11 protein-coding genes are annotated in these 12,786 nt (G+C 54.0%); 9 read left to right on the plus strand and 2 right to left on the minus strand.

The annotated features are described in order from the left end of the window. Position 1: 1 nt before the first annotated feature. Positions 2 to 712 (minus strand): cation transporter dimerization domain-containing protein, encoded by a 711-nt coding sequence (locus CZ345_RS17400; RefSeq protein WP_239446652.1) that lies wholly within the window; start codon positions 710 to 712, stop codon positions 2 to 4. A gap of 51 nt (positions 713 to 763) precedes the next feature. After that, positions 764 to 1,570, minus strand: a complete 807-nt coding sequence (locus CZ345_RS17405; RefSeq protein ID WP_239446653.1) for a cation diffusion facilitator family transporter — start codon at positions 1,568 to 1,570, stop codon at positions 764 to 766. A gap of 307 nt (positions 1,571 to 1,877) precedes the next feature. Here CZ345_RS17405 and CZ345_RS08895 point away from each other — a divergent pair, with 307 nt between their 5' ends. The 9 genes from CZ345_RS08895 to CZ345_RS08935 all read left to right on the plus strand — a co-directional run bounded on the left by CZ345_RS08895 (position 1,878) and on the right by CZ345_RS08935 (position 12,763). Beyond that, complete coding sequence (locus CZ345_RS08895; protein ID WP_077072779.1) at positions 1,878 to 2,630, plus strand: SDR family oxidoreductase; 753 nt, start codon at positions 1,878 to 1,880, stop codon at positions 2,628 to 2,630. Positions 2,631 to 2,752: 122 nt separating this feature from the next. After that, positions 2,753 to 3,193 carry an acyl-CoA thioesterase gene (locus CZ345_RS08900; protein ID WP_077072780.1) on the plus strand — a complete coding sequence of 147 codons (441 nt, stop codon included), beginning with the start codon at positions 2,753 to 2,755 and terminating at the stop codon, positions 3,191 to 3,193. A gap of 187 nt (positions 3,194 to 3,380) precedes the next feature. Further along, positions 3,381 to 4,121 carry an ABC transporter substrate-binding protein gene (locus CZ345_RS08905; protein WP_077072781.1) on the plus strand — a complete coding sequence of 247 codons (741 nt, stop codon included), beginning with the start codon at positions 3,381 to 3,383 and terminating at the stop codon, positions 4,119 to 4,121. Between the two features lie 117 nt (positions 4,122 to 4,238). Continuing rightward, positions 4,239 to 4,913, plus strand: coding sequence for an amino acid ABC transporter permease (locus tag CZ345_RS08910; RefSeq protein WP_077072782.1), 675 nt, complete (start codon positions 4,239 to 4,241; stop codon positions 4,911 to 4,913). 13 nt (positions 4,914 to 4,926) lie between these two features. Beyond that, entirely contained in the window at positions 4,927 to 5,712 is a 786-nt protein-coding gene (locus CZ345_RS08915; RefSeq protein ID WP_077072783.1) for an amino acid ABC transporter ATP-binding protein, read from the plus strand. Between the two features lie 2 nt (positions 5,713 to 5,714). After that, positions 5,715 to 6,404 carry an amino acid ABC transporter permease gene (locus CZ345_RS08920; protein WP_077072784.1) on the plus strand — a complete coding sequence of 230 codons (690 nt, stop codon included), beginning with the start codon at positions 5,715 to 5,717 and terminating at the stop codon, positions 6,402 to 6,404. Between the two features lie 81 nt (positions 6,405 to 6,485). Next, complete coding sequence (gene lepA, locus CZ345_RS08925) at positions 6,486 to 8,300, plus strand: translation elongation factor 4 (RefSeq protein ID WP_077072785.1); 1,815 nt, start codon at positions 6,486 to 6,488, stop codon at positions 8,298 to 8,300. 936 nt (positions 8,301 to 9,236) lie between these two features. Next, positions 9,237 to 9,806 (plus strand): GNAT family N-acetyltransferase, encoded by a 570-nt coding sequence (locus tag CZ345_RS08930; RefSeq protein ID WP_204224245.1) that lies wholly within the window; start codon positions 9,237 to 9,239, stop codon positions 9,804 to 9,806. Between the two features lie 566 nt (positions 9,807 to 10,372). Then, positions 10,373 to 12,763, plus strand: coding sequence for an SIR2 family protein (locus CZ345_RS08935; protein ID WP_077072786.1), 2,391 nt, complete (start codon positions 10,373 to 10,375; stop codon positions 12,761 to 12,763). Positions 12,764 to 12,786: the final 23 nt, after the last annotated feature.

Consider the following 12,786-nt stretch of genomic DNA (forward strand, 5'->3'; position numbering starts at 1 on the left):
ATTATTTTCCTGCTTCCGGCTCCACATGAATGACGATCTGCCCCAGTTCCGGGAGCCTTGCGCGGATATCCGCCTCAAGGCGCGTCGCCAGGCTGTGGCCTTCGCCCACGGTGGCCGCGCCGGAACGGCAGTGGAAGGTCACGGAAGTGCCGTCCTCGCCGGTATGCGCATGAAGATGATGCGCGTCGTGCAGGGGGGATGCGGCAAGGGCCTCATTCACGGCGCGCGTCACGTCCTCGAGACTCACGGGGGCGGAGCCCCTTCCTCTGCCGCCGCGCGGTTCCATGTGGGAAACCACATAGGCCGCGCCCACGCGCTTTCTCAGGTCGCTCTCGTAGGCGGTCACCTTGGCATGGGCCTCGGCAAGGGGCATGTCGTCGGGCAGTTCGATATGCACTTCCACATGCATACCGTCATCCTGCACCACAAGGCGGAGATTGTGTATCATGAGCTGATGCACGGCGGCCAGTCTGTAGGAGGTGGCGTAGAAGTCGCGGCGGTTTTCCTCCTCCGGTTCCACATGCACGGTGGTTTCCGCATCGGGCAGAACGCCGCGCACAATGTTTTCCAGCATGGTGCTCACCTCGTGGGCCGTGTCCACGCGGAAGCTGGAGGGCGCGGTCACCACAAGGTCCACGAAATGCCTCGCCCCGCTCTCGCGCACACGCACGCTGCGCGCCGCATAGGCCGGAGCGCCCGAGGCAAGGGCCAAGGGACGCAGGTCACCGTCCTGCTCGTGGCGGGGGCTGGCTCTTATCCACATCTAGAATAGAGAAAGGCCCGAGGCAAGGGCCGCGCGCACGCGGCGGGCCTCTTCGCCCATGCCGCCGTCCATAAGGGTGAGCACGGCGTTGCGCGCCATGTTCCAGCTCACCACCAGCACAATGCCCGCCACGCCGAGAGCAGCCACGGCGTCGGCGCGGGTAAGGGCGGCATACAGGAAGGAATCGTGCGGCACCCGGGAGGAAGCCGCCACGCAGGTCAGCCCCACGAGCACCACGGCCGAAGACCAGATATCGGTGGTGAAGTGCATGGCGTCGGCCTCGAGGGCCTGGGACTTATGTTCCCGCGCCACGCGGCGCAGCATGGCGGAACGGCTGATGTCCACGGCAAGGGAAATGACGACCACGCCGAAGGCCCACCAGGAAGGTTCCACCGGCCCGGCATCGAAGAAGAGCCGTTCCACCGCTTCCATGACAATCCACGCGCACGTCACCACCAGAAGGGCCGTTTCCGCAAGCGCGGCAAGGCTTTCGGCCTTGCCGTGGCCGTAGGGGTGCCTTTCGTCGGCAGGCTGGGCGGAAATGCGCACCGCAAGGCAGGTAATGCCCGCGGCCACGAAATCCAGCGTGCTGTGCAGCGCTTCGGAAAGCAGACCCAGACTGTTGGTGGAAAGGCCCGCCACCAGCTTGATGACGGTGAGCAGGGCCGACCACAGCACCGAAGACACGGCGGCCTTCTTCTTGGCCCTGTCGGCCTCTTCCTCCGCAAGCATACGCTGCCTGAGCGCTTCCTCTTCCCTCTTTTCCGACACGGCAGGTTCCGCGTCGCGCTTTACATCGTCGTTCATGAATGCACCCTCTTCCGCCCTGCGGGAAGCGCCCGGCCGCGAGTCTGCGGCATGGGCCGGGGCGTGCGCCCCTGAAAAACTCCCGGCTTTTCCGGCGGGTTTTCCGTTTTAATAAGGGGGATGAGAGGAGTCAAGCCGGAGGCGTGTTGCCATGCCCCGGCAAAACGGCTATTCTTTCGGCGTCGCATTTTCGCGCCTCTTCGGCGGCGCAGAAGGAAGAAAAGCCCTGCGGCAGGCGCGCCTTCGTGCCGAATTCTTCCGCCGCGCACGCCTTGCGGCGCATCCTTCTACTCCAAGGAGCACCATCATGCCCAAGCATATCCTCATCACCGGCGCCACTTCCGGCTTCGGCCTCGCCACCGCCCGCCTTTTCGCCGCCGAAGGGTGGCTCGTTTCCGGCACCGGCCGCCGGGCCGACAGACTGGACGCGCTGCATCAGGAACTCGGCGACGCGTTTCTCCCCGTTCCTCTGGACATGCGCGATAAGGACGCCGTCATGGAAACGCTGAGCAACCTGCCCGGCAACCGGCACGATGTGGACGTGCTGCTCAACAACGCGGGCGCGGCCCTCGGTCTGGAACCTGCGCAGGAATGCAGCCTGGACGACTGGGACACCATGGTGGACACCAACATCAAGGGCCTTCTCTACGCCACGCGCGCGGTGCTGCCCGGCATGGTGGCCAGAAACAGCGGGCACATCGTCATGCTCGGTTCCATTGCGGGAAACTATCCCTATGCGGGCGGCAACGTGTACTGCGGCACCAAGGCCTTCGTAAAGCAGTTCAGCCTTTCGCTCAGGGCCGACCTTCTGGGCACGAAGGTGCACGTCACCAATATCGAACCCGGCCTTGCGGAAAGCGAATTCTCCATCGTGCGCTTCCACGGCGATACGGAACGCGCCGCGGGAGTGTATGAAGGCACGAGCCCCATCACCCCGCAGGATATTGCGGAAACCGTGTTCTGGGTCACGCATCGCCCGGCGCACATCAACATCAACCGCGTGGAAGTCATGCCCATCTGCCAGTGCCCCAGCGGCCCCCTGGTGAAAAAGGGCATGTAATCCGGGAGAAACGAACCATGATGAAGCCGCTCCCCCGCAGGACGGAGGGAGCGGCCTTTTTTCCGCCCCGCTCCTGCGGGTCTCTCCCTCCAGGACGGACAACCTTTTCAAGGATAACGACCATGGAAGAAACCTTTTCCGAAATCTGGCTCCCCCACTATGTCTCCTACGGCGAAACCGACGCCATGGGCGTAGTGTATTACGCCGAATACATTCACTTTTTTGAACGCGCCCGCGGCGCTCTGTGCCGGGAGGCGGGCATAGGCTACGGCAAGATAGAGGAAGAAGGCTTCATGCTTCCCGTAAGGGAGGTGGAATGCCGCTACCGCAGCCCCGCGCATTACGACGAGCTTCTGCACATTCATGCGGCCATTGTGGAATGGCGGCGCGCCTCGGTGCGCTTCCGCTATGAAATCTACAACGAAGACCGCACGAAACTCCTCTGCGAAGGCATGACGCTGCACGCCGTGGTCAACAGGGAAGGCCGCCCCGTGGCCGTGCCCGAATGGATAAAGGAAGCGCTCTCCCGCAAGAAGGAAGAAAAAGGCGGGGAAAAGGCCTGAACCTCCGGCGAAGCGGGGCCGGATACCGGCACGCTTCCGCGGCCCGGCAGCGCCGGACCCGTTCCGAAAAAGGCGGCGCAGCGCGTCCGCTTTTCCCGGGGCGGGCCCGGCTTGTATTGCCTGCTCCGTTTTTTTCCTATATATTGCCTCGCAGGCAAAAATCACTTTCAATTTTCGCGAGGCAGCTATGAAACGTCTTTCCTGCATCCTTGCCGCTTTCGCCGTGCTGTGCATGGCGGCCGGCGCCCAGGCGAAGTCCTATGTCAACGGCATCGACGCCAACTATCCTCCTTTCGCCTACGTCGGCGAAGACGGCAAGCCCGCCGGCTTCGACGTGGACTCCATGGACTGGATCGCCAGGCACATGGGCTTTGAAATCACCCATCAGCCCATGGACTGGGACGGCATCGTGCCCGCCCTCATGAACAAGAAGATCGACATGGTGTGCTCGGGCATGAGCATTTCTCCCGAACGCGCCGCCGTGGTCGCCTTCTCCGAACCTTACTACACCATTCAGAAGGTCATTCTGGTTCCCGCCGATTCCACGCTCACCGCGGAACAGGCCATCAAGGGCAAGACCAGGCTCGGCGTGCAGCGCGGCACCAACGAACACGAACTTCTGGAAACCAGAAAGGTTGAAGAAAAGCTCCAGTACGAACTGCGCTTCTACGATTCCGCGCCTCTTGCCGTGGAAGACCTTCTGAACGGCCGCATCGAAGCCATCGCCATGGACAGCGCCCCCGCTCAGGACGCCATCAGCAAGGGCAAGGCCGTGAAGATCGCGGGCACCTTTGCCGACGACGACGCGTTCGGCGTGGCCATCCGCAAGGACGACAAGGAACTCCTCAACCTCGTGAACGAAGGCTACCGCAAGCTGAAGGCCGACCCGTACTGGAAGGAACTTCAGGCCAAGTACCTTTCCAAGTAATACGCCCGCGTCAAGGAGGCCTCCGCAGGCCTCCTTTTTCACGCCTTTTTTCCGGAAGGCGCGTTCTGTCCGCATGGACAGGCGCGCCCGAAGTCCGTTTTCCCCCCAGGTCGAACCGTGCATATCCTCTCCACCATCATCGAAGCCTTCCCCTACATTCTTGAAGGGACGCTGGTCACCGTCGTGCTCGTCGCAGGGGCGCTTTCCCTGGGCTTCTGTCTCGGCGTGCCCATGGCCGTCGTGCAGGTGTACGCCCCCAGGCCCGCCGCCATGCTGGTGAGCTTCTACGTCTGGTTTTTCCGCGGCGTGCCCGTGCTTCTGCTGCTTTTTCTCTTTTACTACGGGCTGTTCGGCCTCATCGGGCTGGACGTGGGCACCATCGGCGCCTCGTGCCTCGTACTCGGCATGACCAGCGCCGCCTACCAGTCCCAGATTTTCCGGGGGGCCATCCTTTCCCTGCCCGCGGGGCAGTTCAAGGCGGGCAAGGCCCTCGGCCTCACCAACGGGCAGACCATTCTTCACGTCATTCTGCCGCAGGCTCTCCGGCTCTCCATTCCCGGCTGGTCCAACGAATATTCCATTCTGCTCAAGGACTCGGCCATGTGCTTTGCCCTGGGCACGCCGGAAATCATGGCCCGCACCCATTTCGTGGCCTCGCGCACCTATGAGCATCTGCCGCTCTACATCACCGCAGGCCTCATTTACTTCGCCATCACCATGGCCGGCGTGACCATGCTCCGCCGCCTTGAAAAGAAAGCACGCATCCCCGGTTACAACAGCGCCGGCATGTGATTCGGAACCAAGCATGAACGCCCACCAGAACGACACTCCCATTCTCCGCGCGGAACATTTCACCAAGTATCTCACCGGCCGAAAGATTCTCGACGACTGCTCCATCAGCATGCGCCCCGGCGACGTGAAGGTGCTCATCGGCCCTTCCGGCGCGGGCAAGAGCACCTTTCTGCAGTGCATCAACTGCCTTCTCGAACCGGACGACGGGGAAATCTGGCTCGGAGAACGCCGGGTCGACTTCAAAAACACGAAGGAACTGTACGACCTGCGCCAGCATGTCGGCATGATCTTTCAGGAATTCAACCTGTTCGACCATCTTTCCGCGGAAAACAACGTGGCCCTTGCGCTGCGCAAGGTACGCGGCCTGAGCAAGGCCGACGCTCTTGCCCGCGCGCGGGAGGAACTTGCCCGCGTCGGCCTTGAAGACAAGGCCCGGCTCTACCCCGCCCAGCTTTCCGGCGGGCAGAAGCAGCGCGTGGCCATAGCCCGCGCCCTGGCCATGGACCCCACCATTCTGCTGCTGGACGAACCCACCTCCGCGCTCGACCCGGAACTCGTGGGCGAAGTGCTCACCGTCATCCGCGATCTGGCGGCCCACGGCATGCCCATGATCATGGTCACGCATCAGATGGAATTCGCCCGCGCGGTGGCCACGGAAATTCTCTTCATGGAAGCGGGGCGCGTCATCGAACAGGGTTCGCCGGAAGAACTTCTCGCCCCGGGCGCGCAGACGCGCACGCAGGATTTCTGCACCCGTCTTTACGAGCTCTGCGGGGAAAGCCCGGCGCAGGAAGGCTAGTCATGCTTGATTTTCTCGATATCAACTTTCTCACCGGCCGCGTCATGCCCTACCTCGACAGGGGGCTTGTCATGAGCCTTCAGCTCATCATTCCCTCGGCCCTCATCGGCGGCTTCATCGGCGTGGTCATGGGCGTGATGCGCGTGTTCGGCACGCCGTGGATGCGCCGCGGCACCGATGCGGTGGTGGCCGTCATACGCGGCGTGCCGCTCACGGTGCAGCTCATGGTGCTGTACTTCGGTCTGCCCAGCGTGCCGGGGCTCAAAATCTATCTTTCCCCCTACGCGGCCGCGCTCATAGGCTTCATCATCTGCACGGCCTCGTATCAGTCGGAATATGTGCGCGGCGCGCTTCTTTCCATCCGGCAGGGGCAGATACGGGCGGCGCAGGCTCTCGGCATGACGCGCTGGCAGACCATCATCTCCGTGGTCGTGCCGCAGGCCGTGCGGCGCGCCCTGCCCGGCTGCGGCAACGAAATCATCTATCTGGTAAAATATTCCTCCCTGGCGTACATCGTCACCTGCATCGAACTCACCGGGGAAGCCAAGGTGCTTGTTTCCCGCACGTTCCGCCCCACGGAAGTGTACCTTGTGGCGGCCTGCTACTACCTCGTCATGGTGAGCGCGGCAACGTATCTGCTCGCCAGGCTGGAAAAGAAGCTGGCCATACCCGGCTTCGGTTCGCAGAAGTAGCCCGCAGGCCTCCGGCCTTGAGCTTCTTCCCTCCAAGCGTCAACCTTTTCTTTTTGCCGAACCTTTCTACCCCGAAAACGCATGACCTCACTCGACCATATCCGCAACTTCTCCATCATCGCCCATATCGACCACGGCAAGTCCACCCTGGCCGACCGCATTCTCGAATACACCGGCGTGGTGAGCGCCCGCGAAGCCCGCGATCAGTACCTCGACAGGATGGATCTGGAACGTGAGCGCGGCATCACCATCAAGGCGCAGACGGTGCGCATTCCCTATACCGACAAGGACGGGAAAAAATACATCCTGAACCTCATCGACACCCCCGGACATGTGGACTTCGGCTATGAGGTGTCGCGTTCTCTTGCCGCGTGCGACGGCGCGCTGCTCGTGGTGGACGCCACGCAGGGCGTGGAAGCGCAGACCCTGGCCAACGTGTACATGGCGCTCGACCACGACCACGAAATCATTCCCATTCTGAACAAGATAGACCTGCCGAGCGCCGACCCCGACCGCGTGCGCAAGGAAATAGAAGACAGCATCGGCCTCGACTGCACCGATTCCGTGGACGTGTCCGCCAAAACGGGCCTGAACATCGACAAGGTGCTCGACGCCATCGTGCACCGGCTCCCCGCGCCGCAGGGTTCTTCCGACGCGCCGCTCAAGGCGCTCATCTTCGACTCCTGGTACGACAGCTATCAGGGCGTGGTGGTGCTCTTCCGCATCATGGACGGCACGCTCAAGCTCGGCGACATGATACACCTCATGGCGGGCAACCGCGATTACGAAGTGGTTCGCCTCGGCGTGTTCTCGCCCAACGCCATCGACGTGCAGAGCCTCGGCGCGGGCGAAGTGGGCTTTTTGTGCGCCAACATCAAGGAACTCGGCCATGCCCGCGTGGGCGACACCATCACCTTGCGCGACAACCCGGCGGCGGAACCCGTGCCCGGCTTCAAGGAAGTGAAGCCCATGGTCTTCTGCGGGCTCTACCCCACCGACGCCGCCGACTACGAAAACCTCAAAACCGCGCTGGAAAAGCTCCAGCTCAACGACGCGGCCTTCTCCTATGAGCCGGAAACCTCCACCGCGCTGGGCTTCGGCTTCCGCTGCGGCTTCCTCGGCCTGCTGCACATGGAAATCATCCAGGAGAGGCTGGAACGCGAATTTCAGGTGGAACTCATCGCCACGGCGCCTTCCGTCATCTACAAGGTGGACACCACCGACGGCAGGACCCTCGTCATCGACAACCCGGCCAAGTTCCCCGACGGTTCCAAGGTCAAGGCCCTGTACGAACCCTATGTGCGCATGGACATACACGTCCCCACCGAATATGTGGGCAACGTGCTGAAACTCTGCGAGGAAAAGCGCGGCATTCAGAAGAACCTCGGCTTCATCACCACCAACCGCGCCGTCATCACCTACGAGATGCCCTTTGCGGAAATCGTGTTCGACTTCTTCGACAAGCTCAAGTCCGGCACGCGCGGCTACGCCTCCATGGACTACACGCCCATCGACTACCGCGAATCCTCCCTGGTCAAGCTCGACATTCTGCTGAACGGCGCCCCCGTGGACGCGCTCGCCGTCATCGTGCACAAGGACAACGCCTACCCCTACGGCCGCGCCCTGGCGCTCAAGCTCAAGCGCACCATACCGCGCCAGATGTTCGAAGTCGCCATTCAGGCCGCCATCGGCAACAAGGTCATCGCCCGCGAAACCGTCTCCGCCTACCGCAAGGACGTGCTCGCCAAATGCTACGGCGGCGACATCACCCGTAAGAGAAAACTCCTCGAAAAGCAGAAGGAAGGCAAGAAGCGCATGAAGCGCATGGGCAACGTGGAACTGCCCCAGGAAGCCTTCCTCGCCGCCCTCAAAGTCGGCGACGACGGCGGCAAGTAAAAAAACATTGTCTTGCCCGGAAAGGGGAAAGCCTTCGGAAAAGGGCTTTCCCCCTTTTTTTGCCCCTAAGGAGGGGAACGCGCAGGCATGTCCGCTCCGGGCTACCGTACGGGCAGAGCCTGCACGTTCGTTCGGCGCTGAGGGCGGAAGTGAATTTTGCCTGCCACACCTGCCAGGAAAAGAAGCAACGAGCAGGCCCGTATGTTCGGGATACGCTGCACGGGAGTCTGTCCCGCACCGTGGCTGTTTCCTTCAGCGCCGCAAGTACCTTGCGGTCATTACAGCCCCGGCCCGGCCGCGCGAATGCCACCGGGCCCCGTGCGCTGAAAAGGGCAGTCTTTCTGCAGGCAAAGGCGGAATAAAGCCGTCCCCCTCCGGCAAACAGCAGAAATACATCCCGACGGTCTTGTTCCTGCAGAAAAAAGAGCACCGTATTGAACACGCCCCCTCTTCATGGGAAGCGGCAAACACAGGGAAGGCTGTTGTCTGAACCTGGGGCAAATAAGGCAAAGCCCTCTGGACAACGCCCCCCGGTTCTTTTAAATCCTCTTCCGTTACCCCTGCTTTCCTGTGCAGGCAGACAGGCGGCCTGTGTGTGCAGCCCCTCAGGAACATGCTCACACGGAAACGGCGGCCATACGCTACGGCAAGATTTTCTGCGCCCTGCCCCGGCCTGCACATGCAGGAGATAACGCCCCCAGGAGAGCCGGCAGCGAATCCTCAACAGAACGCATGCAGAACGGCGCCTTCCCCCGCGGGGGAATATGCGGCAGCACAGGCCGGAAAACCTTCGCAGCCGCGCCACGGCAGCCCTGCCGGACAGGGACGGGGATTTTCCCCGAAGAACTCTTTCTTCTTCCCTGCGGGGTACGGAGAAAAACCGGGCCTTTCCGGGATGCGGGTGCGCCCGCCTTTGACGTCATGGAGGAACATGCCATGGAAAACATACGCATACGCACGGCCTGCGAAGCCGACGTGCCGGCCATGCTCGGCATTTACGCGCCCTATGTGCGCGAAACGGCCATAAGCTTTGAATACGACGTGCCTTCGGAGGAAGAATTTGCCGGAAGGCTCCGCCGCACGCTTACCTTCTATCCCTGGCTTGCCGCGGAAAAGAACGGCCGCATACTCGGCTACGCCTATGCCTCCCCCTTCCATCCCCGCAAGGCCTACCAGTGGTGCGCGGAAGCTTCCATCTACCTTGCTCAGGATGAACGCGGCCACGGCCTCGGAGCCCGGCTTTACGATGCGCTGGAACATATCCTCAAACGGCAGAACATGCTTGTGCTCTATGCCTGCATTGCTTCTCCGCCTGAGGAAGACGAACACCTTACCTGCGCCAGCCTGCGCTTCCATGCCCGCATGGGCTTCCGCAAGGTGGGGGAATTCCCCCGCTGCGGCTACAAGTTCCACCGCTGGTACGATATGGTGTGGATGGAAAAGCGCCTTGCCGAACCCGCCTCCCCTCCCCTTCCCGTCATTCCCTTTGCGGAAGTGGAAAAATAAAGGGGTACAGAAGAAGAGAAAAAGCCTTTTGAAAAAGGGCTTTCCTCCGTTTATAAAAATTTTTTATTGCCTGCCCTATCTATGCCAAACACACTCCACGGACGTTTTACGGTACGTAACCCAGTGTTTAATGCCGGGCTTGAATCCGGCTATACCTTTCCGATCTTTTATAGCATGATAGAAAATACGATAGACAATATACGCATCTACTCGAATTTCTATCATGGTCGACATTTGTACTTGAAATGATCATAAATTAAATTTAAATACTCCGAATCTATAGAAGAAAAATTCGCCACACATTATCTTAGCATCCTATAGCTCTGTATAAAAAGCAACTATATACCTAATGTTTTATTTTTTATTCTACATTTTTAATAAGTTTTGAACAACAAAATATTCTTGTATTTATATAATATATAATTTGATATATTAATTTTTATTTATAAAAAATCAAAAAATTAATTAACTAAAATATATTGAAATAATTTATTTACTATGATATATTAAAAATATAAACAATATCAATTGATTACATAATGTAATCATAAAAAGGAGAAAAACTTATGGAATATCTTACTGACATTGATGCGTTGCCATTACTTGCAAGATTAAATACTAGAAATATGCTCATTCCTATTATTGGAGCTGGCTTTTCAGGAGGTGCTAATGCCCTTTGTGGGAAAGTTCCTATGGGGAAAGAATTAAAAAAAATAATGGAGGATGAAATTCTTGATAGTTGCAAAAATTTTTCAAAAGATGATCTTCAGAATTTATCATTTGAAGAAATTTCTGATTTTTTTCTTGATGAAAATATAGTACCTCTCCCCAGAAGACTATCCATATTTGAAAATTATTTCACTAATGTAGACCTTCCTGATTATAAAAAAAGGTTTTTATTTTTATGGCAATATATATATACTATAAATATAGATGATGGAATTGAACGGGCTACTAATTTTACTGTTATTCATCCCTATTCATCTCTACGAGAAAATTTTGGTAACATTTTCAAAAGAAAATCCTATGTGCTTAAATTACACGGAGATGTACATCATGAATTATTAGTTGATAGCGATCAAAATATAGTTTTTAAATCTTCTCAGTATATAGCTTCTATGGCAAATGAAAATAATCGTCAACTCATTAAAAGTATTAAATCAGACTATAAACAAAAAAATATCATTTTTATAGGTTGTAGTTTAGATCATGAACCTGATTTACAATCTATTTATGACTCTATTCGTTCTGACAGTTTAAATAGACAAATATTTTATCTTTCTATGGACAAGCCATCTTCTATTAAAGAAGTGAAATTAAGAAAATATGGAGTAAATACAATTATTTTAACAAAAAACTATAACGCTTTTATTAAAGAATTAAGCGATTCTATTATTGCATCCCAAAAAAAATGTAAATTATCATCTTATGAATATATAAATCCACAAATAAAGGATATTGAAAACAAAAATGATATTCTCAATCTCTTTAGCTATGGACAACCTATATTTAATACAAAAAACAAATGCTTTGAAATTCCTGCTTGTGCCGCCACTCGATCCTTACTTAATACCATCATTGATCAGCTTGAAAAAACTGGTATTGCTATAATAAAGGGACGCAGACTATCAGGAAAAACCATCTTATTAGCATCTATAATTAGGCATATGCCATCACTTGAGACTATATATTTCCCATCAGATACACAGATTGATGAAAGTATAGTTAAAAATCTTTTCACAGAAAAAAGTAAAACTCTTTTTGTTTTTGACAGTAATTCTTACTCACCACAAATATATCATATTATAATATCTTACCATACTTCATTATTGAATAATAAAAATTATATACTTATTGCAACAAATACAAACGAGGATAATCTTATTCATAGACTTAATGCACCATCTTTTGTATTACAAAATACATTCAATGATATAGAATTACTGGATTTTAACAAAAAAGCTGACACTCATGCCTTTATACATAGGACCTTGAATGAAAGTTCTCTTGATTACTCAGCTAGAATTATGAAGCAATTTAATAAAAAATTACAAATTGCAAGTTACGATATAAATTCAATGTCAACAAAACAAAAGACTATTTTATATATGTTAGCTGTTTTTGATAGACTATATTACCACGAAGCAACAAGTTTAGATATTGACATAAATGACTTAAATACTTTCGTGACCGAATATCCAGTATTATTTGAAATTATAGATTGTGATCCATTAGAAGCAGAAAATAAATCAGTAAAAAAGCTTGTACATAATAGTAAATTTTTGCTTTTTAATTTAATTTTAAAAATGGAAAAAGAAGATATCGCTAATATTATACAAAATATAGTACGAAATCTTTATTTATCTGATCAAGAGCAGTACAAAACTGCAATTATGTTCGATACATTAAATCAATTATTTTCACGAGAGGGAGCGGCTTCACATATTGAGTATGTTTATGGCAAACTAGAAAAAGATTTATGTCATGAGCCTCATTTTTGGCTTCAGAGAGCAAAAAGTATTTATCGCCTATTTAAAACTGATGAAAAAAAGCTTGAAATAGCACGACAATATGCAATAAAAGCATATGAAGACGCAAAGCAAAATTCAAATATCAAAGCAAAATCATTATTTACACTTAGTCTTATATATGGTTTATTATATATTCTAGAGAAAGACATAATAAAAAAAGAAGAACTACTCATAACAGCCATTAAAAGTGCTTATAACTCTTTATTTATGTACGATTTCATATTTACATCAATAGGAAATGAAATTTTTACACTACGCTCAAAAAATAGTTCATTTTATAAAATGCTATCAGACATGTGTGACACTTGCATAAATAATTACTCTAGAAATATTGAAATAATAAAGATTGCAGTTAAGCTAAAAGATAAATTAAATACTATCAAACTACAATGGAACATAAACAATAACAACTTCAACCTAACATAACCATATCTTTCAACTAAAAGGTA

The sequence above is a fragment of the Mailhella massiliensis genome, assembly GCF_900155525.1.
GTDB lineage: Bacteria > Desulfobacterota > Desulfovibrionia > Desulfovibrionales > Desulfovibrionaceae > Mailhella > Mailhella massiliensis.

What these genes read in the sequence shown, in the direction of transcription:
- CZ345_RS08915 (WP_077072783.1), top strand. Translation starts at nt 4,927, where the DNA reads ATGAACGCCCACCAGAACGACACTCCCATTCTCCGCGCGGAACATTTC.
- CZ345_RS08895 (WP_077072779.1), top strand. Translation starts at nt 1,878, where the DNA reads ATGCCCAAGCATATCCTCATCACCGGCGCCACTTCCGGCTTCGGCCTC.
- CZ345_RS17405 (WP_239446653.1), bottom strand. Translation starts at nt 1,570, where the DNA reads ATGAACGACGATGTAAAGCGCGACGCGGAACCTGCCGTGTCGGAAAAG.
- lepA (WP_077072785.1), top strand. Translation starts at nt 6,486, where the DNA reads ATGACCTCACTCGACCATATCCGCAACTTCTCCATCATCGCCCATATC.
- CZ345_RS08935 (WP_077072786.1), top strand. Translation starts at nt 10,373, where the DNA reads ATGGAATATCTTACTGACATTGATGCGTTGCCATTACTTGCAAGATTA.
- CZ345_RS08900 (WP_077072780.1), top strand. Translation starts at nt 2,753, where the DNA reads ATGGAAGAAACCTTTTCCGAAATCTGGCTCCCCCACTATGTCTCCTAC.
- CZ345_RS08930 (WP_204224245.1), top strand. Translation starts at nt 9,237, where the DNA reads ATGGAAAACATACGCATACGCACGGCCTGCGAAGCCGACGTGCCGGCC.
- CZ345_RS08905 (WP_077072781.1), top strand. Translation starts at nt 3,381, where the DNA reads ATGAAACGTCTTTCCTGCATCCTTGCCGCTTTCGCCGTGCTGTGCATG.
- CZ345_RS08920 (WP_077072784.1), top strand. Translation starts at nt 5,715, where the DNA reads ATGCTTGATTTTCTCGATATCAACTTTCTCACCGGCCGCGTCATGCCC.